Source organism: Serratia sp. AR11, assembly GCF_056376275.1.
Genome location: NZ_CM150739.1, coordinates 2,052,055 through 2,076,709 on the forward strand (window position 1 = coordinate 2,052,055; position 24,655 = coordinate 2,076,709).

Annotated in this window: 25 protein-coding genes; 9 read left to right on the plus strand and 16 right to left on the minus strand. The window is 56.1% G+C overall.

Going from position 1 to position 24,655, the window contains the following annotated elements; all coding sequences use genetic code 11:
* Positions 1-5 precede the first annotated feature (5 nt).
* The 6 genes from tssF (at position 6) to ACSOSI_RS09710 (ending at position 5,725) form a co-directional block, all read left to right on the plus strand.
* Positions 6-1,760, plus strand: coding sequence for a type VI secretion system baseplate subunit TssF (tssF, locus tag ACSOSI_RS09685; RefSeq protein ID WP_476706978.1), 1,755 nt, complete (start codon positions 6-8; stop codon positions 1,758-1,760).
* Complete coding sequence (gene tssG, locus ACSOSI_RS09690) at positions 1,724-2,809, plus strand: type VI secretion system baseplate subunit TssG (RefSeq protein WP_476706979.1); 1,086 nt, start codon at positions 1,724-1,726, stop codon at positions 2,807-2,809. The genes tssF and tssG overlap by 37 nt, the downstream gene beginning before the upstream one ends.
* On the plus strand, positions 2,787-3,332 hold the full coding sequence (tssJ, locus tag ACSOSI_RS09695; RefSeq protein ID WP_017892336.1) for a type VI secretion system lipoprotein TssJ: 546 nt from the start codon (positions 2,787-2,789) through the stop codon (positions 3,330-3,332). Before tssG ends, tssJ begins: the two co-directional genes overlap by 23 nt.
* A complete protein-coding gene (gene tssE, locus ACSOSI_RS09700; protein WP_261434680.1) occupies positions 3,332-3,781 on the plus strand; it encodes a type VI secretion system baseplate subunit TssE in 450 nt (149 codons plus the stop codon). Before tssJ ends, tssE begins: the two co-directional genes overlap by 1 nt.
* A gap of 52 nt (positions 3,782-3,833) precedes the next feature.
* Entirely contained in the window at positions 3,834-4,271 is a 438-nt protein-coding gene (locus ACSOSI_RS09705; protein WP_476706980.1) for a DUF1283 domain-containing protein, read from the plus strand.
* A 62-nt stretch (positions 4,272-4,333) separates the two neighbouring features.
* Positions 4,334-5,725 (plus strand): VasL domain-containing protein, encoded by a 1,392-nt coding sequence (locus tag ACSOSI_RS09710; protein WP_476706981.1) that lies wholly within the window; start codon positions 4,334-4,336, stop codon positions 5,723-5,725.
* Positions 5,726-5,915: 190 nt separating this feature from the next.
* Here ACSOSI_RS09710 and ACSOSI_RS09715 read toward each other — a convergent pair whose 3' ends face one another.
* On the minus strand, positions 5,916-7,910 hold the full coding sequence (locus ACSOSI_RS09715) for a BCCT family transporter (RefSeq protein WP_112362724.1): 1,995 nt from the start codon (positions 7,908-7,910) through the stop codon (positions 5,916-5,918).
* Between the two features lie 462 nt (positions 7,911-8,372).
* On the opposite strand from ACSOSI_RS09715, the gene ACSOSI_RS09720 reads away from it, so the two are divergent.
* Positions 8,373-8,588 (plus strand): hypothetical protein, encoded by a 216-nt coding sequence (locus ACSOSI_RS09720; protein WP_012006231.1) that lies wholly within the window; start codon positions 8,373-8,375, stop codon positions 8,586-8,588.
* A gap of 107 nt (positions 8,589-8,695) precedes the next feature.
* Here ACSOSI_RS09720 and ACSOSI_RS09725 read toward each other — a convergent pair whose 3' ends face one another.
* The 8 genes from ACSOSI_RS09725 to ACSOSI_RS09760 all read right to left on the minus strand — a co-directional run bounded on the left by ACSOSI_RS09725 (position 8,696) and on the right by ACSOSI_RS09760 (position 16,973).
* Positions 8,696-10,105 (minus strand): c-type cytochrome, encoded by a 1,410-nt coding sequence (locus tag ACSOSI_RS09725; protein ID WP_476706982.1) that lies wholly within the window; start codon positions 10,103-10,105, stop codon positions 8,696-8,698.
* Positions 10,102-11,757, minus strand: a complete 1,656-nt coding sequence (locus tag ACSOSI_RS09730; protein ID WP_476706983.1) for a GMC family oxidoreductase — start codon at positions 11,755-11,757, stop codon at positions 10,102-10,104. Before ACSOSI_RS09730 ends, ACSOSI_RS09725 begins: the two co-directional genes overlap by 4 nt.
* 15 nt (positions 11,758-11,772) lie before the next feature.
* Positions 11,773-12,333, minus strand: coding sequence for a sugar dehydrogenase complex small subunit (locus ACSOSI_RS09735; RefSeq protein WP_112362727.1), 561 nt, complete (start codon positions 12,331-12,333; stop codon positions 11,773-11,775).
* 232 nt (positions 12,334-12,565) lie between these two features.
* On the minus strand, positions 12,566-13,363 hold the full coding sequence (locus ACSOSI_RS09740) for a DNA/RNA non-specific endonuclease (RefSeq protein WP_012006235.1): 798 nt from the start codon (positions 13,361-13,363) through the stop codon (positions 12,566-12,568).
* Positions 13,364-13,528: 165 nt separating this feature from the next.
* The gene (locus ACSOSI_RS09745) at positions 13,529-14,989 is read right to left on the minus strand and encodes a TrkH family potassium uptake protein (RefSeq protein ID WP_017892345.1); all 1,461 of its coding nucleotides are present in this window, start codon (positions 14,987-14,989) and stop codon (positions 13,529-13,531) included.
* 137 nt (positions 14,990-15,126) lie between these two features.
* Positions 15,127-15,438 carry a hypothetical protein gene (locus ACSOSI_RS09750; RefSeq protein WP_017892346.1) on the minus strand — a complete coding sequence of 104 codons (312 nt, stop codon included), beginning with the start codon at positions 15,436-15,438 and terminating at the stop codon, positions 15,127-15,129.
* A 239-nt stretch (positions 15,439-15,677) separates the two neighbouring features.
* On the minus strand, positions 15,678-16,277 hold the full coding sequence (wrbA, locus tag ACSOSI_RS09755) for an NAD(P)H:quinone oxidoreductase (RefSeq protein WP_012006238.1): 600 nt from the start codon (positions 16,275-16,277) through the stop codon (positions 15,678-15,680).
* A gap of 78 nt (positions 16,278-16,355) precedes the next feature.
* A complete protein-coding gene (locus ACSOSI_RS09760) occupies positions 16,356-16,973 on the minus strand; it encodes a LysE family transporter (RefSeq protein WP_112362728.1) in 618 nt (205 codons plus the stop codon).
* Between the two features lie 67 nt (positions 16,974-17,040).
* On the opposite strand from ACSOSI_RS09760, the gene ACSOSI_RS09765 reads away from it, so the two are divergent.
* A complete protein-coding gene (locus tag ACSOSI_RS09765; protein WP_476706984.1) occupies positions 17,041-17,964 on the plus strand; it encodes a LysR family transcriptional regulator in 924 nt (307 codons plus the stop codon).
* Here ACSOSI_RS09765 and ACSOSI_RS09770 read toward each other — a convergent pair.
* Positions 17,961-18,536, minus strand: a complete 576-nt coding sequence (locus ACSOSI_RS09770) for a helix-turn-helix domain-containing protein (protein ID WP_012006241.1) — start codon at positions 18,534-18,536, stop codon at positions 17,961-17,963. The two genes, ACSOSI_RS09765 and ACSOSI_RS09770, sit on opposite strands and share 4 nt — an antisense overlap.
* Before the next feature lie 67 nt (positions 18,537-18,603).
* On the opposite strand from ACSOSI_RS09770, the gene ACSOSI_RS09775 reads away from it, so the two are divergent.
* Positions 18,604-19,521 (plus strand): DMT family transporter, encoded by a 918-nt coding sequence (locus tag ACSOSI_RS09775; RefSeq protein ID WP_012006242.1) that lies wholly within the window; start codon positions 18,604-18,606, stop codon positions 19,519-19,521.
* Between the two features lie 28 nt (positions 19,522-19,549).
* On the opposite strand, the gene rutG is transcribed toward ACSOSI_RS09775, so the two are convergent.
* From rutG to rutA, 6 genes are read right to left on the minus strand one after another with little or no spacing between them, the layout of a single operon-like run.
* Positions 19,550-20,869 (minus strand): pyrimidine utilization transport protein G, encoded by a 1,320-nt coding sequence (gene rutG, locus ACSOSI_RS09780; protein WP_476706985.1) that lies wholly within the window; start codon positions 20,867-20,869, stop codon positions 19,550-19,552.
* 56 nt (positions 20,870-20,925) lie between these two features.
* The gene (rutF, locus tag ACSOSI_RS09785) at positions 20,926-21,453 is read right to left on the minus strand and encodes an NADH-dependent FMN reductase RutF (protein WP_112362733.1); all 528 of its coding nucleotides are present in this window, start codon (positions 21,451-21,453) and stop codon (positions 20,926-20,928) included.
* A 14-nt stretch (positions 21,454-21,467) separates the two neighbouring features.
* Positions 21,468-22,271 carry a pyrimidine utilization protein D gene (gene rutD, locus ACSOSI_RS09790; RefSeq protein WP_476706986.1) on the minus strand — a complete coding sequence of 268 codons (804 nt, stop codon included), beginning with the start codon at positions 22,269-22,271 and terminating at the stop codon, positions 21,468-21,470.
* A 24-nt stretch (positions 22,272-22,295) separates the two neighbouring features.
* Positions 22,296-22,682 (minus strand): pyrimidine utilization protein C, encoded by a 387-nt coding sequence (rutC, locus tag ACSOSI_RS09795; protein WP_012006246.1) that lies wholly within the window; start codon positions 22,680-22,682, stop codon positions 22,296-22,298.
* A 48-nt stretch (positions 22,683-22,730) separates the two neighbouring features.
* Entirely contained in the window at positions 22,731-23,477 is a 747-nt protein-coding gene (rutB, locus tag ACSOSI_RS09800) for a pyrimidine utilization protein B (protein ID WP_476706987.1), read from the minus strand.
* Positions 23,477-24,577 carry a pyrimidine utilization protein A gene (gene rutA / locus ACSOSI_RS09805; RefSeq protein WP_476706988.1) on the minus strand — a complete coding sequence of 367 codons (1,101 nt, stop codon included), beginning with the start codon at positions 24,575-24,577 and terminating at the stop codon, positions 23,477-23,479. The genes rutB and rutA overlap by 1 nt, the downstream gene beginning before the upstream one ends.
* Positions 24,578-24,655: the final 78 nt, after the last annotated feature.

A 24,655-nucleotide genomic window follows, 5' to 3' on the forward strand; every position in this document is an offset into this window, starting at 1 on the left:
ACTCTATGGACGACTTAACCCTGCGTTATTACGACGCCGAAATGCGCTACCTGCTGGAAGCCGGTGAAGAGTTTGCCCGCGCTCATCCTGAGCAGGCGGCGATGCTGAACCTCGATAAAGCGGGCGCACGCGACCCCTATGTGGAGCGCCTGTTTGAAGGCTTTGCCTTCCTGATGGGGAGGCTTCGCGAAAAGCTGGATGACGATTTGCCGGAGCTGACCGAAGGGCTGGTCAGCCTGCTGTGGCCGCATTACCTGCGCACCATTCCTTCCATGTCCGTGGTCGAATTCACGCCGGACTGGCGTGAAATGAAAGAGCAGATGCGGATCGCCAAAGGTTTCGAGGTGTTGTCGCGTCCGATCGGCGAAAAAGGGACGCGCTGCCGTTACACCACCACCCAAGAGATCAACCTTCAACCGCTGTCGCTGGAGCAGGCCAGACTGACCACCGATGCGGATGGTCGCTCGGTTGTCACGCTGCGTTTTAATTGCAGCAATCTGGCAGACTGGAGCCGTATCGATCTCAGCAGTATTTCACTTTACTTCAACGCCGATGCGCCGCTGGCCTGCGCCATGCACGCCGCCTTTACCCTAAATGTGGCCAGGATGTGGCTACGGATGCCGGGCGATATAGACAGAAGACCGCTGGATGGGCATTTCACCGCGCAGGGCTTTGGCGATGACGATGCCTTATGGCCAAAAGGCAGTAGCAGTTTCAGTGGCTACCAACTGCTGCTGGAGTACTTCACCTTCCGCGAGAAATTCATGTTCACCGGCCTGCGAGGGCTGGAGAGCGTCGCCTTTCCGGCTGCGCTCCCCTGGTTTGAAATCGATGTGGTGCTGGCTGAACGCTGGGAACATGACTTCAGCTTTACCGAGAAGCATCTGCGCCTTAACTGCGTGCCGGTTATCAACCTCTTCCCGCTGGAGTCTGATCCGCTGGCGCTGAACTCCCTGCAAACAGAATACATGCTGCGCCCGATGCGCGTGCAGGACGGCCACACCGAGATTTACGCCGTGGATTCGGTGACGTCCTCCAGTCAGCATACCTATGTGCCGTTCTCCAGCTTTCGCCACAAAGGCGGAATGATGCGCCACCAAGCGCCGGAATATTACTACCACACCCGCGTGCGCCGGGGTCCGTCGGGGTTGCACAACACCTGGCTGATCCTCGGTGGCGAAGCCTTTGACCATCACACTGTGCCGGAAGATGAAAGCCTGTCGCTGACGCTCACCGGCACCAACGGCCAGCTGCCACGACGTACGCTGCAAAGTACCGTGCTTGATACGGTGATGAAAACCACCTCGACCAGCATCGCTGTGCGCAACCTGTGTGCGCCAACGCTTCCCTGTTACCCACCGGCGCAGGACCGGTTTCACTGGCGCGTGCTGAGCCACTTCGGCAGCGGGTTCCTCTCGATGATGGATAACGCCGACGTGCTGCGCGGTACTCTGGCGCTGTATGAGTGGACGGACAGCGAGATGAACCGCCGTCGCCTGGAGGCCATCATCGACGTGAAGCACAGCGAAACCGAGCGCTTCGAGCAGGGCTATCTGGTGCGCGGCGTGCAGATTGAAGTGACCCTCGACAGCCACGGTTTTGCCGGGCGGGGTGATATCTACCTGTTTGGCGAGATGCTGAGCCGCTTCTTCGCCCTCTATACCGATATTTACCTGTTTAACCGCCTGATTATCATTCTGCAACCGACCGGAGAGCGTCTGGAATGGGAAGAGAAGCACAACCGCCGCATTCCCGGCTGACCCCGCGGCTGGAAGCCGACCTTCACCGCATTAACTTTTACCGTTTATGCCAACTGCTGGAGAAGCGTAATCCGGGCAGACCGCTGATGGGTTCAACCAGTCATCCCGCGGATGACCCGGTGCGATTTGCGCCGCATCCGGGGATGGGATTTCCGGTCAGTGAACTGAAAACCGTTGAATATGACGAGAACGACGACAGTAAGCCACCGCTCATCCGCACCACCTTTATGGGGATGTACGGTGTCGACTCACCGTTGCCGACGGCCTATCTCGATGACATCACCCAGCGCCGGGAAGGGCACGAGGCGCTGCAGGAGTTTCTCGATATCTTCAGCCATCGCATCCTGACGCAGTTTTATCGCATCTGGCGAAAGTATTCTTACCCGGCCACGTTCGAACCCGGCGGGACCGACAGCATTTCGCAATCGCTGTTGGGCCTGGTGGGGCTGGGTATTCCGGGGACGGCAAATCACATCGCCACGCCGGTGTCGCGCTTTCTGGCGCTGCTGGGCGTGTTGCGTCAGCCCGGCAAAACCCAGGAAGGGATGCAGGCGCTGGTGAGCCTGCTGGCACCGGACACGGCGGTGCAGGTCAGTCCGTATTGCCTGCGGCCGGTGGAAATCAGTCAGCCGCTGGGATTTTACGGTGATGAGGACTTTCTGCTGGATGGCAACACGCCGCTCGGTGATGAAGCTATGGATGCCAACAGCCAGTTGCTGATTGTGCTTTCAACGGATAACGAGCAGGAAGCGCAGGGCTGGAAGCCGGATGGTCTGCTGTATCAGGATTTGCTGGTGATGCTGCGGGTCTATCTGGGCTGGCGGTTTAAGGCAAAAATCCAGCTCAGAGTCAGTACCCGCCTGCTGACCGTCCCGCCGCTGGGTGATGGCCCTTTCTGGCTGGGGATGAATGCTGTGTTGGGCGCGGAAGGGGACCTGCTCCCGGACGACATCCCGCAGGCCTTTACGACAGATCTGGGCTATTACCACGGCATGAAGCCCGCCACACCACAACAAGGAAACCGACGTGTTACCTACCAATTTGACTAAAACCGCACGCTGGCAGCTCGCGCTGCTGGCGTTCAGCCTGACGGGCTGTGGGGTGACGCAGAGCGTCACGGACGGCACAAAGTCGGCCTTCACCGCCGTTTTTTACAAGAAGATTAAAATCCTGCATCTGGATTTTACCGCGCGCGAGGCGCTCAATACCGATGCCCGAGAGAGCAATTCGCTGTCGGAGCCGGTTGTGGTGCGCGTTTACCAGTTGAAAGACCGCAAAACCTTCGACAAGACGGTGTATCAGCAACTGCTGAAAGACGGCGACACCCTCCTGAAAACCGATTTGCTGGCCACCCGCGATGTGGTGGTGAAGCCGGGCGGCGATGCCAGCCTCAATATGCCCATGGAAGCCGATGCGAAGTTTGTGGCGGTCGCGGGGCTGTTCCGTCATCCGGATTTGGTTAATAACACCTGGAGGCGGGTGATTGAGCGTGAAGAGCTGGACCCGGATAAGCCGCGCATCCTGGAGGCCGGGAATAACTATCTGACATTGCTACCCGCTAAGGACGATTAATGCCTCAGGGACATAATCCCCCGTCGTTGTATGAAATGCTGGTCGGCAATTTCGCCGGCGGCCTCGACCTCCATCAGGTTAGCGAAGAAAACCAGTTCATTTTGTCGGTGCTGGACAATATGCAACGCATCCTCAACTGTCGCGCCGGGACGCTGGCCCATTTACCCGATTACGGCCTGCCTGATATGGCGAAAATCCTGCAGGGGATGCCGGGTACCTCACATCAACTGATGGGCACGCTGACATCCGTTTTGCTGAAATATGAACCCCGCCTGAAAAACGTTGCCGTGGTGATACTGGAACAGGCTCAGCCCGGTGAACTGCGTTACGCCATTGATGCAGAGCTGAAGGGCATAGGTCTGGTGCGCTATGGCACCGAATTTATGCCTGAGGGGCGGGTGCTGTTACGCCACTTGAAACAACAGCAGTATCTTGATAATTCGCCGTAAACTCAAGAAAACAGAAGAGGTCAGCGCCTTTTAACTTATAGGGATATTCCGAATGAAACTGCAAACCGGCCTTAAGCTGCCGCTGTTGCTCTGCATCATGATCACCACGCCAGTCATGGCACACCCCGGACGAACCAACGCGGATGGCTGCCATACCAACCGCAAAACTGGTGAATATCATTGCCACGGCAGCAAAAGCCGACGCGTTGATTATTATGGTCAGGAAACGCAATCGGATAATAAAACGACGGTAGCCCCGGCCAAAAAAGCAAAGCCGCATTCGACTAAAAAAGAGAATAGGGTGAGTAAAACTAAAACAGGCTCGGCCAGGAGAGATAAAGGCATTGGCAACTCCAGGCCAGATCCCGTCGCACCACCACCCGATGTTCATGCGCAATGTATCAACAGCAAAAATTTCAATGCCTATTGGGAGGCTGTTACCAAGCGGTGCCTGGACAGAAGCACGGGGAGAGAACTGATTACCCCCTGAAAGAGGGAAAAACGATATGGTAACTCTCCAATTCTGTATGCAGATCAAATGGATATCTGGTCATGAATGACATTCCCTCCCGTAAAATTAAAACCGGCAACGATCCGCGAACATTGCCGGATTATGCTGCCCTGCGCGATGAGCTGAGCAAACTGTCACATCCGGCGCGTCCGGATGTGAACTGGCGTTATGCCGAAAAACTCTGTCTTTCGCTGTTTGAACAAAATGGCGTGGAGCTGCAGACGGCAGCCTGGTACACATTAGCCCGTACGCAATTGGCCGGGCTGTTTGGTCTGAATGAAGGATTATCCATCCTGGAAGCCCTGATCAGGCATGAGTGGGGGGCGTTCTGGCCGCAGCCGGTACATGCGCGGATGGAAATCCTCAGCGGTCTGAGCCAGCGTATACAACAGCTGATGCGTACTCTCCCCCTGAATTACAGTGACCTTAGCCAGCTTTATCTTGCAGAACAGCAGCTTGCCAGCCTGGGGGCGATATTACAGCGCCTGGAGCTCAAGCACCTGAGCCAGTTCGATACCTTGCGTACCCTGATGCATAACAGTGCCGTTCGGCTGGAAAACAGTGACGGCGCATTGGGTTCTGATGTTGTTATTCAGCCCGGAATTGTGCTGCCTGCGGCGACAATGAATGATTCAGGAATATCATCTGAAGCCCACTCTGCTATTCCGGTTGCAGAGAAAGACGCACCGGCCAGTCCAGTGAAATGGGTGTACGTAACGCAACCAGAACACCAGGCGCATGTGGAAGTACTGGCAGCGGTGCCGGTTCCGGCAAAAAAGTGGTATTTCTTTGCCGCCGGGATGTGTTCCATGCTGGTGATAAGTGCGGCAACGGTGTGGGGCTGGCATGTCTTGCACCGACCTGACCCGTTACAGACTCAGTTTGCTGCATCCCTGGCGCCGTTACCCGCAACACTCACGCCCGAGCAGTTGGATATGTTGCGTCAGCAATCTCCGTTACCACAAACTGGAATCGCGCAAACACAGCAGCAGCTTGCCCGGCTGGATAAATTGCCTCCTGACTGGAATATTGCCTACAGTCGGCAGCTTGTAGAACAGGCTCAGGCGCTTTGGCCGGAGCAGGCTAAACCTCTGGTACAACAGTGGCAGCGGCAGTTAAACGCTGCCGGCATACCGACAGAAAACCTGAATGGCTGGCATCAAGGGATGACGAAGCTACAGCAACTGAGTGACCGGCTGAGCGGGCTGGATGAGCAGAAGGGGAAATACATGACGGTCAGTGAGCTGAAATCAGTGGTATTTTCAACCATGCAGTCATTTAACCAATCCATACCGGCAGAAGAGCAACTGCGAGCATTGTCAGCAAACCCTGCGGGAGAACCTTTACCTGTTGCTGGCAGGGCCCAACTGGAAGTGCATCTGAAGCAGCTGACCGCCCGTTATGCTGAAATAAAACTGAAAGCATCAAAATAAAAACGGTGCTAAAAATTGCAATAAATTCCGTTTATTATCGTAATTATAGCCTCTGAAAGTGGCTGCGGGGCATCAAACCCGATAACAGTGAACTACATGCCAGGGATTTACTGGAAGCAAAAACCGCCCCGGATGGGGCGGTTCAGACTGATGACAAACTCATTCCTGAATAGAATAGTAGCGCAGGCTACTAGCGTACCAGGTGCAGGAAGTGCAGGTGTTTCTCGTACTGGTCGAGAATATCGTGAATGATCTGTTCTTGCGTCCAGCCCATCACATCGTAATCCTGGCCCCCTTCCTTCAGGTGGACTTCACCCCGGTAGTACTTATGTTCCTCATCACGCTCTTCGTCTTTCAAGCCCGCCAGCGCAAAGGCCGGTTGAATGTAAGCCCGCAGGCGCACCTCATAGACAAAGTTCAGGTCTTCACCCAAATCGACTTCGAAACGGATGCGATCGTCCTGTGAATCGTCAATCGAGGAGGTGGTGCTCTGTTTGGCCAATTCGGCTTCCACCAGCGCCATCGCCGGCTGAACCACTTCACCGACAAAGCGTTTTACCTGTGAGCGTTTAGGGAAATAGGCAATATTGCGTAAACGCCGTTGCCAAGAGATCGGATTGCGCGCGGCGGTTGGTGCAATAGTAGTCGTCGTCTGGCTGTCGCGTTTGTGGGCGTCGATACGCAAGGCTTTTAACAGCCCGTAGATCGACACCAGCAAGATCATCGAGAACGGTAGGGCACTGGCGATGGTCACGGTTTGCAGCGCGCTCAGCCCACCGGCGAGCAGCAAGGCAATGGCGACCAGGCCCATCATGCCTGCCCAGAAAATCCGCTGCCAGACCGGAGTTTGGTCGGTACCCCCGGAAGCCAGGGTATCTACCACCATCGCCCCCGAATCCGCTGAGGTGACGAAGAACACCACCACCATGGCCATCGCGATAAATGACAAGATATTAGAAAACGGGAAGTGTTCCAGGAAGTTGAACAGTGCCAGTGCTACGTCATTTTGCACCGTGTTAGCCAAATCGCGCGCACCTTCGGCCATGATCAGATTAATGGCACTGTTACCGAACACGGTCATCCACAGTAGCGTAAAGCCGGCAGGGACGAACAGCACGCCGGTAACGAATTCACGGATGGTACGTCCGCGTGAAACGCGGGCGATAAACATGCCGACGAAAGGCGACCATGACAACCACCAGCCCCAATACAGCAGTGTCCAACCGCCCAGCCAGTTACTGGACTTCGGCTCATAGGCATACAGGTTAAAGGTCTTGCTGACGATGTCAGAGAGATAACCGCCGGTATTTTCGACAAAGGATTTTAACAGCAGCACGGTCGGGCCGAGCGCAGCCACCAGCACCAGCAGCAACACCGCCAGGCCGAGGTTCAATTCGGACAGAATGCGGATGCCTTTATCCAGCCCGGAAACCACTGACAGCGTAGCCAACCCGGTGATCACCACGATCAGAATCACCTGCACCGTTGCGTTGATCGGCAAGCCAAACAGGTGGTTAAGACCGGCGTTAACCTGCAACACACCGTAGCCCAGCGAGGTTGCGACACCGAACACGGTACCTATCACCGCAAAAATATCTACCGCGTGGCCAATTGGCCCATAGATGCGATCGCCGATAATCGGATACAGCGCGGAACGCAGCGTCAGCGGCAGGCCGTGGCGATAGCTGAAGAAGGCCAGAATCAACGCCACAATGGCGTAGATTGCCCAGGCGTGCAGGCCCCAGTGGAAGAAGGTTAGGCGCATGGCCTGTTTAGCCGCTTCCACTGTTTCCGGCGTTCCGACTGGGGGAGAAAGGTAATGCATTACGGGTTCGGCTACGCCAAAGAACATCAGGCCAATGCCCATCCCGGCGGAAAACAGCATGGCGAACCAGGAAACATAGCTAAAGTCTGGCTGGGCGTGATCCGGCCCGAGCTTGATATTGCCGTAACGCGACAAACCCAGATAGGTCACGCTCATCAGGATCAATGCCACCGCCAGAATATAAAACCAGCTGGCGTTAGTGAAAATACCCAGTTGCAACGCTTTGAATTTGCGATCGGCCAACTCGGGGTAAAGGGCGGCAAAGGCCACCAGGACGATGATTAAAGCGGCAGAAATAAAAAATACCGGAGGATTGATATGGCTACGACGTGCCACAATTTCAGTGTCGTTTTGGCTCATAGAATACCTTCTAGCTAGTCCGTTAGGGAATGGGGGTTAATCCTTTAAAACAGCTCCATAAAAAGTGGGCGAACGGCTGCCCGAGAAATTTAACTCGGCGAGTATAGCGAAAAAACGAGCTAATTAACATTTTTTGGTTAAAACGGCTATTTTAAGTGGTTTTATTAGATGTTTTCGCTATATGAAAAGAGGGCGCTCAGAAAAGACAATTCACTCTTTTCGAAGAGAAAAGACAGCTTGGCCGAGTAATGCCTGTATGTACTTCAACACCGCCGCAGACTGCGGCTGCCGGGCGTCAGTGGTAGGAAAGAGCCTTTTAGCGGCTGGGTAGAGCAGATCATGAGAGAAACCCCTATAACAGCGGCTTGAACCAGAGGGATGTGCCGTTGGCGCTTGATCAGAGTCATACAGAGGGTAAAATAGCGCGACGCGATCGCGTTTAACTCTTTCATGGAGATAGAGATGACCTGGTATCAAATAGCATTGTGGACCATGATCTTTCTGAAGTCCGGTGCGTTTCTGGTGTTTGTTTGGTGGTGGATGTTCAAACGTGCCACCAAACCTTATGTTCGTCCGCAAGATGTTGTCATTGACGAAACGCCGGATGATGAAAATCTGACCATGGAAGAAGTGATGAAGAAACACGGTATCACCCGTGTGGAAAATCAAACTCAGTAAAAGCGACCCATGCCGAATTCCTCAGGATGAAGGCAAAAACTATCCCTGCGTGGCTTGCGGCCAAACCTGCAAGCCGGGGATAGCTCCCCAGCCTGCAGTCACAGCATTTAACGCCGTTTTCTCCCCACCAGCCAGACCAGGATGAGCAAGGCCAGTACCGCCAAGCCGATTGCCGGAGCCATATAAGGCTGCAACCGGGCCAGCAGCGGGATCGGGCCACCTTGCCGCAATACGGCGACGTCCGTGGCGCTGACCTTAACCGCAGGATTGCCATACTGCTGCAGGACATAATTGCTGATAGCGGCGATCTGCTGGTCGTTTAGAGGATTAACATACGACTGGGGGCCAAAGTTCGGCATCAGCACGTGTTCACCGCCGACCCTTCGTTCAACGCCGAACAGTATCGCCGAGATCAGGTTGGCCGGGTTACCTGAACCGGTGGCCGTGTTATTGAACAGCGAAGGGTAAGCCTGATTTTTACTGCCGCTACCGTCCGGCTGGTGGCAACTGGCGCAGTTGCCGCTAAACAGCGCGGCGCCATCGGTCAGAGTGTTATTGGCCGTGGCAGGGTGTAGCCCGCGCAACTGAGGCTCAACGTTTGCCGGCTTGCCATAGCTGTCGGCCGCCTGGCTGTCATGGCGGTCCCTGATCGGGGCAGTGCTTTTCAGGTAAACGGCGATGGCCGATAAATCCTCATCGGAAAAGTACTGCAGGCTGTTTTCGATCGCTTCCGCCATGCCGCCGGCGGCCTGGTTCTTACCGGCCACCTGGCCGGTTTTCAAGTACTGCACCAATTGCTGCTGGCTCCAGCCACCAATACCGCTGATTGGGTCGGAGGTGATGTTGGGCGCATACCAACTGCCGACCATACCGCCCGCCAAGGCCTGACTATCGTCTTCAGCCATCAGCAGGTTGCGCGGGGTGTGGCAGGTATCGCAGTGTCCAGGACCATTGACCAGATAAGCGCCCCGATTCCATTGTTCGCTTTTGCCGGCGTCTGGCGCAAAGCGCCCCTCTTTCAGAAACAGCAAATTCCAGGCCGCCATGCTAAAGCGCAGATTGAACGGAAACGGCAGATCGGTCAGCGTATTTTTCTGATCGACCGGTTTCACCGCATGCATAAAGTAGGCATACAGCGCTTTGATGTCCGCGTCGCTCAAGCGGGTGTAAGAGGTATAGGGCATGGCAGGGTAGAGGTGGGTGCCGTCGGCACGGATGCCGTCCCTGACCGCGCGGGAAAACTGCTCTTCGCTGTAACTGCCAATACCCTCGGCGTTGGACGGGGTGATATTGGTGGCGTAAATCACCCCCATGGGGGAACTGATGCCATAGCCGCCGGCAAACGGCGCACCGCCCTCCGGTTTGGTATGGCATGCCTGACAGTCGGAGGCGATGGCAACCTGTTCACCTTTTTTAATCAACGCCGCACCGCTTAAATCACCGTCGTCTGTCGCCTGTGCGGCGCTACTGCCGAGTAACAGCAGGGACAAAAGCGTCAGCTTTAGCTGTTTTTTCATGATTTCACCGCCAGCTGGCGCGCAATATCATCGGCGGCCTTGATGCCCAATGCGGCCATGGTCAGGGTACTGTTCACCACGCTGGCGGAAGGAATGGCACCGCCGCCCGGTAACCAAAGGTTGGCATGGTCATGAGTACGGCAATTGCCGTCTACCACCGAGTCTTCGGGGCTGTGGCCCATGATGGTGCCACCCATAATATGGTTATTGGCGTTCAGGCTGGTGGTGATGTTGAATTCATCGGCATCAAACAGTTGGCCGATGTGCTCCAACTGTTTATGCGCGGCCTCTGCGCCCTTACGCACATAGTCGCCGACGTCGTAGTGGATGTCCGGGCAAGGCAGGCCATGAGCATCTTTCCGGGTTTTACTCAGGGTCAGGCGGTTGTTGGGGTCTGGTAACGGTTCCAGGCTGATGGATAAATCGACGCCATAGGCGGCGCGTCGGCGGATTTCGGCGTCCAACTCTTTGCCGACCAGGCCTTTTTCCAACGCTTGCTGGGTAGCCGGTACCACCCGGTTGATATTGTTGAGGATCATTTTGTTGGCCGAGTAGTCTTTGCGAAACTCACCGTCACGCGGGCCAACCAGACAACTGCTTTGTGCCGGGCCACGCCCCAGCCACAGCGGTTCTTTCGCCAGGAAGGTACAGTGAAAGCCCGAATGGTCCATCATATTGCGGCCCACCTGATCGGAAGCGTTGGCGATACCGTTGGGATTGCGCTCATTGGCGGCCATCAGCAGCAGGCGCGGGGTTTCTATGCCGTTACAGGCTAACGCAAAAGCTTTGGCCGTGGCCCGGTGGGACTGTTTTTTGTTGTCCAGCCAATGGACTGCAGTCACCTGATTTTGCTCATCGGTGTCGATCTTGTAGACCACTGCTTCGGCCAGCACCATCGCGCCTTTCATTTCAGCACGTTCAATATGATGAATGCCGTTGTACATGGCGCCTATCGGGCAAATGGGTTGGCAGTTGTTGTTACCGCAGCAGGTCGGACGGCCTTTCCACGGATGGATACTGCGCCCCTGTGGGATGGGAACGGAGCGGTAACCATGCGGGTTTACCACCTCGGCAAAGCGGATGTCGCCGTGAGCCCAGGGCACCATATCCATCGGGTAAGGTTTGCTGCGCTCAACCGGGGACTGCTGTTGCGGATCGTTGGGGCCGGCGACGCCAATTTCTTCTTCGGCCCGGCAATAGTAGGGTTCCAGCTCGTCGTAGGAAATCGGCCAGTCGCGGCCCACGCCGTACAGCGTTTTCATTTGGAAATCACTGGGTAGGTGGCGCCAGCAGGAGGCGGCCCAGTGCCAGGTGGTGCCGCCGACGGTGCGCAGATAACCCTGCTTGAAACTGCCGGCGCTCGGGCCGCTCAGCGCAACATAGTTGTTTTCCGGGAAATAGAGCGGCGCGGTGGCGAATTCAGATTGTGGGTAAAGCCCCTGGTAATCTGAGCCGGCGCGGTTGTCAAAAGGCATATTGCGCCAGTTCTCTACCGCCTGGCCGCGTTCGATGCGCAAGCCTGCTTCCAGCACCAGCACAGAATAACCCTGGCTGACCAATTGATCGGCCATCATGCCGCCGACGATGCCGGAGCCCACGATCACAATATCGGCCGAGGCGTTGCCATCGGCGGTAAATACAGGTTTTTTCATCAGAAGGCTCTTAGATCACAAGGAAACATTGACGGCAGGCGGGGCTGCGGTCCACCACAGCGGTCCATTGCCGCAGTAAGTGGGAACGATTAGCGCGTCGCTGGCGGGGCGATACATCAACGCATCTTTGTAGGCAATCAGCTGCGCCGTTTGGCCATGGCCGACGGTGCCGGTATACCAGGCGGTGATAATCGCGGTGACCACATCCTGCAAGCCGGCCTGAACGGCCTGCTGTTGCAACTGTTGGGCGCTCTGGCCCGGTTGCAGCAGGCCGCCGAGTTGCTCAACCTGTGCAGTGAACTGGGGATTCTGGTTATGCAGCGCAGTAAAAATACGCGCAGACATCCCCTGATCGATATCGTTATGTTCGGTCAATGTCTGGGATATTTTGAAGAAGCGGGCAAACTGCAGCGGATTGGCCGAGGCAGTTTGTTGTTCAGCCAGGCTGAGGAAAGGATAACTGAGCAGCGAGCTTGCCAGCAGGGTTGAGGCCAGCCCCAGCAGCACTTCACGTCGACTGAAACCGGTTCCATTTTTGGCTGGTAGCCCATCATCATCTGATAACAAATTTTCCATGTGTTTTTCTCACAACAGGTGTTAGTGCCGAATAAGGCAAAAGGGATCAGGTAAAGAGGGATAAAAAATAATCAACAATGGAATAACTCCATTGCTTATGGTTTTATTTCTAATAATTTGGCGGGATATTAACTTGGCGATAACTTTCCGGCAATAAACTTGCTTAGGTATTCTGACAAAACAGCACGTAAAGAATAAAAAAACCCGCCGAAGCGGGTTTCCGGTTTATGCGTTAGCTCTTGCAACCCATCAGTTCTGGCAGCACGCCCGGCTTGGCCTTCAGCGACGCCTGCACGTCTTCTGGCAAACCGGCCCAGATAATCAGCCCGGTGCGCTTCTCAATTTCGTTAACCGTTACGCGGTACTGACAGAAATCGGCGTTTTTCGGGGTGTTTTGATCAAACAGAAACGCCGCATAGTGGTTCACTTCCGGGCTGTTATTGATAAAAATCACCTTCCAGTAAGCGCTGGGGATGGTATGTGCTTTTTGGGTGCCCGGCAGTTTACCCATATTGCGCTCGTACAGCGGGCCGGTCACGGTATACACCGAACTGATGTCTGCCCGGTCAATCAGTTTGCGTTCCTGATCTTCCAACCGTGCCCAGGAACCCTGGTTCAGGTCGGCCATCTGCGGCGTGATGTTGGAAAGGTAGTTCAGCGATTCCCAGTCAGAGACCCCCGCCAAAGAGGCCAACGGCGCCTGATGCCCACGGTCGACCTTCAGTGCCGCGTTGGCCCCGGTGTAATCCGCCGGGATCAGCGTATCCGCCGGGTTCAGCGCCGGATCGGTCTTCCAGTTGCGCGTTTTGCCACTGGCTGGCGTGTCCTTGGTGATGTGATAGGCCACCCAGTTGGCGAACTTGGTGGTGCTGTTGTTGTTCAGCGTATAGGCGTGGCGAACGATTGACACATTGCTGCTGCCGCCGGTTGGGCAACCGACGGCACAGTTGTCGATCGATTCCAGCGCCTCGGCGGAAGCCTGAGCGGTAAACAGCAGGGCGGCCAGAGCTAACATCTTGTTAAAACGCATATTCATATCCTCAATAAGTTAAAATAATACTGTATGTATTTACAGTGAAATTAACTTATCGCAATGAAACGAATACAACAATGCAACACATTCACGTTATGAATGTGTCAGCGTTGGTACAGCGAAGTTGATGAAAACAGGCAGTGCGGCGACAGGGCCGAGGTGTCAAAAACGCCAAAAGGCGCGTGAGCACAAAATCAACATAGGGTAAATCTCAAGGCGGCCAAGCAGCATCGCCGAGCACATCAGCCATTTGGCCGCATCGCTGAGCGTACCAAACCCGGCGGCGGTTTCACCAAAGCCTAATCCCATATTATTGATACAGGCGGCGACGGTGGCGAAGGAAGTAACCAGGTCATAGCCCATCAGGTTCAGCAGCCAAACGAAGAAACAGCTGAAGAAGACATACAGAAAGAAGAAGCTCCAGACCGAACGCAACACGCGATCCTGAATAGGCGCATTGCCAACCTTGATGGTGAAAATGGCGTTGGGATGAACCAGTTGGTTAATCTCATGCCGGCTCTGTTTGTACATGATCAGAAAACGCAGTGCCTTGATACCGCCGCAGGTAGAACCGACACAACCGCCGAAAAAGCTTGCCGCCAACAGCAACATAATGGTGTGAGAGGGCATTTTGGCATAGTCGGCGGTGGCCAGCCCGTTATCGGTCATCATCGAACTGGTGAGGAAAAAACCGTGTACGAAGGAGTCTTTGGCGCCGTACATGCCAGAGCGGTACAGCTCGAAGCAGACAATCGCCACGATAATTGACAGCACCAGCAGGAAAAAGCGCAGTTCCGGGTTTCTGTAGAGTGGCTTCAGGCTGCGGCGCCCTACGGCGACGAAATACAGGGTGAAGTTCACCGCCGCCAGGATAGAGAAAATCCCGCCGACCATTTCCACCGCCGAGCTATCGTAAAAGCCCAGGCTCTCATTGCGGGTGGAAAACCCCCCGAGTGAAACGGTGGAAATTCCGTGGCAGAGGGCATCAAACCACTGCATGCCGGCAATGCGGAACGCCACCGTGCAGGCCAATCCCAGACCGAGATAAATCAGCCACAGGTTTTTTGAAGTGTCGGCCAGTCGCGGGGTCAGGCGTTCTTCCTTGAACGGGCCGGGCATTTCCGACTGATAAAGCTTGGCGCCACCAATGCCGAGCAACGGCAGTACCGCCACGGCCAACACAATGACGCCGAGGCCGCCGATAAAATTGAGCTGGGAGCGGTAGTAGAGGAAAGATTTAGGCAGGCCGGAAACATCATTGAGCACCGAAGCGCCGGTGGTGGTAATACCGGAAACGCCTTCGAACATGGCATCGGTCAGGCTGATGTTTAGCGTGTCGTCCATCCATAATGGCAGGGCGCTGACCATGGAAAACAGCAGCCAGAACAGCACAATGATTAAAAAACCGTCCTGCGTGCGCAGCTGTACCCTGGACTGACGGGTGCTAAACCAGCCCAAACCGCCGAGCGAACCGGCAATCACCAGCGTATAGAAGAAAGAAAAAACGCTTTTTTCTTTATACAACAATGCCACCAACAGAGGGGGAATCATTGACAGGCTGTAAAGGAAAACTAAAAAACTGCAAAGATGAATAACGACCAGAATCTGCTTATTCTTGACCATACTTGCGCCCGAGTTGCCTGTCGGCAATGAGTCAATTTATTCTTTAAGTATATAAAGAATAAGGCAGACGATATAAAAAAGGCGTAAAAATTCATATCGTCTGCGAAGGTTGGCACGTTTTTTAACCCAGGTGGTGTTTATTCCAACAGGTTGTTGACGGTGCGGCGCACGTATTGTGTCATCTGAGCCAGATCTTCGGGCGATACCGGCCCGCCACCGGCGCGGACTACCTGCTGTTCTATCTGGGCAATTTCCTGCTCGACCTTATTGGCAATCTGTACCTTGACGATTTTATCCACCGACGAGAGCAGAACCTTCAGCACCACTTTCAGCGCCACATTCTCGCAGAACGAATCGTAGTGATGAACCGCAGGCGGCGTCACAGGAGGTTCGGGTGCGCGTGGGGCCAGAGCCTTGAAACTGTCTACATTTTCAATAATAAGATCCATGTCTCTTATTAGTTCATCAAAATCTTTAGACACTGACTTATTTCCCTTCGCTATGCGCAAAAACACAACGCCCGTCATCAGGGCACAGGGCGGTGATTGACGGGCAGAACGAATTTCGACCGTGACGTTCAGGTAGTGAATGGCAGGCTGAGCGGCATTTTAACCTTGCCGCGGGTTGGCAACAAGATGGGGCCGAAGGAATCAACGACCCCGCAGTGCAGGTAACAGAAGGTTATCGCTTAACTTTTCAGCTTGGCGGTGATTTTCGCCACGTGTTCGCCCTGGTAGCGGGCAATGGTCAGCTCTTCCTGGCTCGGCTGGCGCGAGCCGTCACCGCCGGCGATGGTGGTTGCGCCATAAGGCGTACCGCCGCGCACATGCGAGACGTCAAACAGCTCAGGGGTGGCGTAACCGATCGGCACAATAATAAAGCCATGGTGCGCCAGGGTGGTCCAGGTGGAGGTAATGGTATGTTCCTGCCCACCGCCGGTACCGGTGGAGGAGAAGACGCTGCCCACTTTGCCGTACAGCGCACCCGAGGCCCACAGGCCGCCGGTTTGATCGAGGAAGGTGCGCATTTGCCCGGCCATGTTGCCAAAGCGGGTTGGCGTGCCGAAGATAATGCCATCGTAATCGGCCAACTCCTGTGGGCTGGCCACCGGTGCTTTTTGGTCTTGTTTACCGCCGGCTTTGGCAAAGGCCTCTGCCGGTATGGTTTCCGGCACCCGTTTCAGGGTCACTTCAACGCCACTGACCCGGCGAGCGCCTTCCGCTACCGCCTCCGCCAGGGTTTCAATATGTCCGTACATTGAGTAATAAAGAACCAATATTTTCGCCATGTTCCACTCTCCGTTTTGGTGATTGAACGATATGCCCCCCTAAGCATAGAAGTGAATACTGAACTTATCCTCACGGCTTTATTTTATCCCGGCGATGGCCAGCAGCGCCCCGAAGGTGATCAATAAGCCACCAAACGCTCTGTCGATGCCTTTACGCAACCGCAGCAGACGTGCATTGATGCCCGGTGCCGAAAACAGCAGTGCGACGGCGCTGAACCAGAGGATATGGGCAAGTGCAATGAATAACCCATAACCGATTTGCACGCCGAGCGGTGTCTGCGGGTTAACCACTTGCATAAACAGGCTAACGATAAAAATGGTGGTTTTGGGGTTCAATACGTTAGTTAAAAATCCGGTTTTCAGGGCAGCGAAATCGCTAACGGCGGCCGGTGTGGTTGAAGAGGCGGCTGCACTTGCACCGGCGTTACGCAGCATGCTGACGCCGAGGTAAATCAGGTAGGCGGCACCGATCGCTTTCAACATTGTGAACAACCACAGCGATTGCTGGATCAATACGCCGACCCCGATCAGGGTGTAGCTGACGTGGATAAGAACACCGCCGCCAATACCGCAGGCGGTTAGCACTCCGGCACGACGAGAAAGCAGCAGGCTGTTGCGTGACACCATGGCAAAATCTGGCCCCGGACTGATGACAGCGAGTAAGGTAATGGTGACGACGGCGATGAGTTCGGTCATAGTAATCCTATAAAAAATCAGAAGAGAGTGTCTGATTTATAAAAGGAATGATCGACGGTGACAAACGATGAAAACTGACGATATCGGTGAGAAAAACTCACGCAAGATAAACCGACCTCTGTCATTAGGGGGCTTGCGTTGTTTTGAGGCTGCTGCACGGTTGGAAAGCTTTACCCAGGCGGCAAACAGCCTGAGCCTGACGCACGGCGCGGTTAGCCGAGCGGTCAGGGCGCTGGAAGATGAACTTGGCGTTGCGTTGTTCGAACGTCGCCATCGGCGGGTATATTTGACCACCGCCGGGAGAGTGCTGCTGCAAGCTTCACAACAGGCGTTTGGCATTCTGGAACATACGGCACAAACGCTGCGACAGCAGGCACAGGATGCACCGCTGGTATTATCTTGCGAGCCGACGCTGTTAATGCGTTGGCTGATACCGCGTTTGCCGGCTTTTCAGCTGGCACATCCTGACATCAACCTGCAGCTGGTTGCGGGTGGTGGGCCGTTTTCGTTTAAAGACGGTATTAGCGCCGCTATCCGTCGTAACGATTTTGATTGGGGCGATAAGCTGCATAGCGTGACGTTGTTCGATGAGCGGGTTGGGCCGGTGTGCAAATCTGACATGGTGCCGCGTTTTATTGCCGTTAATGATGGCCAGCCTGCCTTGAGCCATGACGCCGTGTTGCTGCACTCAGCGACCCGGCCTGACGCTTGGCGGCAGTGGGCACAGTCGCAGGGTGTGGCACTCAAGGGGCAACCGGAGCAGCGTTTCGATCACTTTTACTTCAGCTTGCAGGCGGCGGTGGCGGGGGTAGGTGTCGCTATCGGTCCGTGGCAGCAGGTGCGTGATGACGTTGCCTCGGGGCTATTGAGCGCCCCTTTTGGCTTCATGCCAGACGGCAGTGGTTACTGTTTGCTGACGCCGCAGGAAATCCGGCCGGGCAGTGCTCTGGCCCGGCTGGCCGATTGGCTGAAACTCAGTGCCGATGGCTAGAAGGTAACGTTGCGGATAAAACGCAAGGGTTGTTCGCTGCGGTTGGCGTAGGCATAGTGCTGATCGCTGTTGAACACCTGGGTTTGTCCGGCCTCCAGCGTCAGGGTTTGCTGTTCCAGTAGCAGCGTCAGGCTACCGGCGATCACGTAGATAATTTCGCTCCAGCCTTCGGCATCCGGTACCGAGTCGTAGTGCTCGCCCGGCATCAGCGTCCATTCCCACAGTTCAACCCGTTGGCGTGCGGGTACGCTGGCGGCGAACAGCGCCTGGCTTGCCGGTTGTACTCCCTGCCAGGCCAGTTCACCCACCAGATGGCTGCCGCGCGTTTCGGGCGCCTGGATCAGATCGGTGAAGGAAATATTCAGCGCGTCGGCCAGCTTATCCAGCACCGCTAAACTAACGTTACGGTCACCGGCCTCAATGCCGGCCAGCATGCGGCGGCTGACGTCGGATTTTTCTGCCAACGCCACCTGGCTAAGCCCCGCCTGCTGGCGATAACCGCGCAGGTTGCTGCTCAGGTATTGCAGTACCTTGGGCGCTTCATGTTTACCGTTGTTCACTGTATTGCCCATCCGCAGGCTTTACCTCATACTGGCAGGATCTGTGCATTATATTGCACCCAGCAGGAAGGGCAAGCCGGTGTCCGCAGTAAAAAAATCCTTTATTTCAACCTATATTCCCAAGATAAAGCGGCAGGAAGCGGTGCTGATTTTTATCACCATGATCTGGGGCGGCACCTTTTTGGCGGTGCATCTTGCCATGCAGGTCAGCGGGCCGTTCTTTTTCGTTGGCTTGCGCTTCGCCGCGGCCACTTTGGTGCTGATGCTGTTCTCCCTGCGCAGTTTGCGCGGGTTGACCTGGTATGAGCTGAAAGCGGGCGTGTTTATTGGCGTTGCCATTATGTTCGGCTACGGTCTGCAAACCGTGGGGTTACAAACCATCAGCAGCAGCCAGTCGGCGTTTATTACCGCCATGTATGTGCCTATGGTGCCGCTGTTGCAGTGGTTGGTATTGGGACGTTTCCCCGGTGTGATGGCCTGGGTCGGCGTGTTACTGGCATTCAGCGGCCTGATGCTGCTGGCAGCGCCGAGCAGCAGCGATATGACGCTCAGCGTGGGTGAGATACTGACGCTGATTGGCACGTTGGGCATGGCCGCCGAGATCATTTTGATTGGTGCCTATGCGGGCAAGGTCAATGTCAAGCGGGTGACGGTGGTGCAATTGGCTACCGCCTCAGTGGCCTCGTTCCTGATGATGGTGCCTACCGGCGAGTCGGTACCGCCGTATAGCAGCTACTTGTTGTACAGCGCGATTGGCCTGGGGCTCGCCAGTGCCATCATTCAGGTAACGATGAACTGGGCGCAACGCAGCGTTTCGCCAACGCGTGCCACGGTCATCTATGCCGGGGAGCCGGTCTGGGCCGGGTTGGTCGGGCGTATTGCCGGCGAGCGTTTGCCCGCTGTCGCCCTGTTGGGGTGCGCACTGATCGTGTTGGGGGTGCTGGTTAGTGAACTGCGTATTCGCCGCAAAGGGAAAGCGGCGGCGCTGGCCGAATAAGGCCCGTTTAGCGGGCCATAGTCATTTATTAACGTACGGCACTGTCTGCCAGCGGCAGCGCTTTACGCCTGCGCAGCAGGGCATTAAGGATAATGGCCCCGAAAGTGGCGGTGCCTATCCCACCCATGGTGAAGTTACCGATAGTCAGTGCAAAATCGCCTGCACCCAGCACCAGCGTGACCGCAACCATAATCAGGTTGCCGTTATCGCCCAGGTCTACTTTGTTTTGCACCCAGATGCGCGCACCGGCGACGGCGATCAGACCGAACACTACTACCGAAGCACCGCCCAAAACCGGGCCGGGAATGGTGTGGATCAGTGCGCCGAATTTTGGTGAAAACCCCAGCACAATAGCTACTAACGCCGCCGCGACAAACACCAACGTAGAGTAAATTTTGGTCACCGACATTACGCCGATATTCTCGGCATAGGTAGTCACCCCGGTACCGCCCACCGAACCGGAGAGCATGGTCGCCAGCCCGTCGCCGACGAAGGCGCGGCCGATATAAGGGTCGAGATCGCGGCCGGTCATGCCCGCCACCGCTTTGACATGCCCAAGGTTTTCCGCCACCAGAATGATCGCCACCGGGGCAATCAGCAACATGGCGTGCAGGTTAAACACCGGCGTGGTGAACTGTGGCAGGCCGAACCAGGCTGCCTGGCTTAGTGCGCTGTAATCCACCGGTTTGCCAAGCCCAAAGCCGTTGGTGGCTAACACGTAAATTAAATAGGCGGCGATCAATCCCACCAGGATCAACAGCCGCTGCATCAGCCCGCGGGTGAATACCGCGACCGAGCCAATACACAAAATAGTGGTCACCGCCATCCAACTGTCAAAGTTGGAGGCTGAAACGCTGCGCACCGCGATAGGCGCCAGGTTAAGGCCGATCGCCATTACCACGGCACCGGTCACCACCGGCGGCATCAGGCGTTCGATCCAACGGGTACCCACGCTCATCACCACCAGGCCGATCAGCAGATACACCAGGCCACAGGCGATAATGCCGCCGAGCGCCAGCGCAATATTCGGGTTAGCGCCCTGGCCGCTGTAACCGGTCAGAGCGATCACCAGCCCGACAAACGCCGCGCTGGAACCGAGATAGCTTGGCACCCGGCCGCCCACCACCAGGAAAAACAGCAGCGTGCCGATGCCGGACATCAGAATGGCCAGGTTGGCGTCAAAGCCCATCAGCAGTGGCATCAGCACCGTGGCACCAAACATCGCCACCGCATGTTGCAACCCCATCATCAGCGTTTGCGCCAGCGAAAGCCGTTCATCGGGCGCGACAATCGAACCGTCCAGACTGCCTTGTTTCATGCGCCATTGGGGAAACCAGGTATTCGCCATCGTTATCTCCAAAATTTCAGGGTGCAGGTGAATGTGTTTGAGCGGTTATGCGCCGATCATTGTTTCAACAGCGAGTGGTAGCGCCGGTCGAAATAGGCCAGACCGTGGCTGTCGTCATTACGCGTCAGCGCCAGCGCCTGGCAGAAAAAAATGTCGTGGGTGCCGACGCTGACAATCTGGCCGATCTGGCAGTCGAATGAGACCACTGCACCGTGCAGAATGGGGGCTCCGGTCGCCAGCGTAGACCAGCGTGCCGCGGAGAACCGCAGCTCCATCGGGGTTTTACCGCCGAACAGATTCGACAACGACTCGTGCTCCGCGGCCAGCGTATTGACGCACAGCGTCTGGTTTTGTTTGAACACCGAATAGACCGACGCGGAACGGTTCAGGCACACCAACAAGGTTGGTGGCGTGTCGGTGACGCTGCAGACAGCCGAAGCGGTAAAACCGGCCCGGCCGGCAGGGCCATCGGTAGTGATGATATTGACTGCCGATCCCAGGCGCGCCATGGCGTCGCGGAAGTCCTGTTTTTCTACATACGGCGACTGTAGTGGCGTATCGGCAAGCAGCGTTTGGCTTTGCATTTTGTGTCTCCGGGCTAGGGTTGCAGGCGGGTTTGGGCGTTTTGCGTTTTCAACAGCCAACCCAGCAGGATGCGGTTAAAGTGCTCGGTGTCGGTCACGCTCATCGCATGGCCGCCGTAGGCCATCTCGGCCAGTTCGCCGTTCGGCAGGCTGGCCGCCAACTGATGCGAGCAGTGATAGGGCACCAGCAAATCGTCGCGGGAGCACAGCGCCAGGGTTGGCGTGGTAATGTCCGCCAAATGCGGACGAAAATCGGTATTCATCAGCGCAGTCAGACGGCGCAGCAGGTTTTCGGTGCCCTGAAAATGTGCGGTCTGGTGCTGCAACTCTTCATCCAGCAAGGCGGAGTGCTGCGACAACCAGTCGGCGGGGAACAGGAACAGCGGCTGAGCGCGCACATAGGCTTCCACTCCGCTGTTGAGCAACAGATCCTGACGTACTTTGAAGCAGCGGCGGGTCTGGCTGTCCAGGGTCGGCCAGCCGTTGACCACCACCAGTTTTTCGACCAGTTGCGGATGAGTGAGCGCCAATTGCAGGCCAATCATGCCGCCCAGTGCATGGCCGACGAAGTAACAGCAGTCGACGTTGAGTGAACGCAGCAACTGCGCCACTTCATCGGCCATATCGGCCATGCTGTAGCCGTCCGGCACGCTCCCTTTGCTGCGAGCGGTACCTAAGTGATCGTAAACCACTACCCGGAAGTGCTCACCCAGCGCGTTAATCTGCGGTTGCCAAAAACTGCCTGCGCCACCCAGCCCGGCAGACAGCACCAGCGTGGGTGCCAACGGCGTGTCTTTTCCCAAAATCTCAAAATACATGCTCAGTCCTCTGCGGATAATGACTCAGCGGCCGATATGGGCCACGGTGGCAATTTCAATCAGGGCGTCCGGCTTTACCAGGCCGCACTGAATGCAGTAGCGCGCCGGTTTGTCGCCGGGGAAATACTCTGCATACACCTGATTGATGGCGGCATAGTTTTGCCAGTCGGTGAGGAATATCGAGTTAAAGGTCACGTCGTCCATGCAGCCACCGGCGGTTTCAATCACGCTTTTGATGGTCTCCAGCACGTGACGGGTTTGCGCTGCAGCGTCACCGACGTGCACCACGTTATTGTTTTTATCGAATGCCAGCGTGCCCGAGACGTAAACCACGCCGTCGGCCAGGGTGCCGGGCACGAAAGGGGCCAGCGGTTTGCCGGTGCCCGGCGGGGTAATAATGGTTTTTGGCATAGTGGCGCTCCTGGTGAAAATTTAATTTTGGTTAAAGGCGAGCAAAACTCATGCCGTCTGGCTGAGCGAGGCGGCGAGCGTATTACAGAAACTGTCGACGTCCGACACCCAGCCAAAGAAGGTTTCGATGTTGTACAGCGCCGCCTGCTGGGCGAACTGTGGCCCGGCCTGGTGAGTGGCGTCGGCCAGCACGATGCCGAAATACTCGAGAAAAAAACCGTCGCGCAGCGTGGACTCGACACAGACGTTGGTGGCAATGCCGGTAAACACCAGATGATGAATGCCATACGAGCGCAGCAGGCTGTCGAGCTGGGTGTTGAAGAAGCCGCTGTAGCGCGGTTTCGGCAGCACGATATCGCCGGGCTGCGGTTGCAGTTCGTCCACCAGATCGTAATCCCAGTTGCCCCTGGCCAGCAGCTTGCCCATCAGTTCCGGGCGTTTACGCATGGTTTTCAGCGCGTTGGATTTATGCCAGTTGGGGGAACCCTGCCCACCGGCCTCGACGTACTGGTTGTCCCAGCCATTTTGGAAAAAGATCACCCTGATACCGGCGGCACGGGCAGCGCTGATAGCGCGTTTGATGTTGGCGATCACCGGGGCGGTGGCCGAGATGTCAAAACCGGCCAGATCCAGATAGCCGCCCTGCGACGCGTAGGCATTTTGCATATCCACCACGATCAGCGCGGTTTCCTGCGGCGCAAAGGCGATAGCCTCCGGACGGGCGGGCAGGGTGAGAGTAACCTCGGCCTGCGGCGACTGACGGCGTACTACCGGTTGGTTTTCAACAATTTTCATTATGCCACCTCGCGGCTTGCGGCAGTCTGTGGGCAAACGTCGGCGCGGCTTTTCATTAGCGGCTGGATGCGCTCGCCAAAGTTTTCCACCCCGGTGACGAAGTCATCGAAGGTCAGCAGCACACCTTCGGTGCCGGGGACGGTGGCGATTTCATCCATCATGCGCGCCACGTTGGCGTAGGAACCGACCAGCGTGCCCATATTGATATTGACGGCGGAGGTGGGGTCCGCCATCTGGCGTACGTTGGTGTCGGCACCGGATTTAGTGTCCTTGCCGCTTTGCTCGGTCAGCCAGGCCAAGGCTTCGGTATCGGCCCCTGCTTTATAGCTTTCCCACTTGGCGCGGGCGGCCTCGTCGGTCTCATCGGCAATAATCATAAACAGCACGTAGCAGGCCACGCTGCGGCCTTCGCTATCCGCCGCAATTTTTAAGCGTGCTGCGGTTGGTGCAAAGGCGGTCGGCGTGTTGACCCCCTTGCCAAAGCAGAAGTTGTAATCAGCATATTTGGCCGAGAAGGCCATGCCCGCGTCGCTTTGTCCGGCGCAGATCACCTTGATGTCCGCCTGCGGCTGTGGGCTGACGCGACAGTCGTCCATCTGGAAAAACTCGCCTTTGAAATCGGATTTACCGGTACCCCACAGATCGCGCAGCACATTGACGTACTCCGCCAGATAGTCGTAGCGACGGCCGAAGTAATCGTCGCCCGGCCACATGCCCATCTGCTCGTATTCCGGCTTCTGCCAGCCGGTGACCACGTTCAGGCCAAAGCGACCGTTGGAAATCGAGTCAATGGTGGAGGTCATACGGGCGACGATCGCCGGTGGCATGGTCAGAGTGGCGGCAGTGGCGTAGATCTTGATGCGTGAGGTGACGGCGGCCAGCCCGGCCATCAGGGTGAATGACTCCAGGTTGTGATCCCAAAATTCGGTTTTGCCACCGAAACCGCGCAGTTTGATCATCGACAGGGCAAAATCGAAGTTGTAGTGCTCGGCCTTCTGCACGATGGTTTTATTGAGTTCAAACGTCGGTTGGTACTGCGGGGCATTGCTGGAAATCAGCCAGCCGTTGTTGCCGATCGGGATGAATACGCCAATTTTCATTTGAACACCTCGGTTGCTAGTGGAACGGATCATGCGTCGCCTGAATGCTTCTGTGGACGGCGCTGGATACGGAGGCTT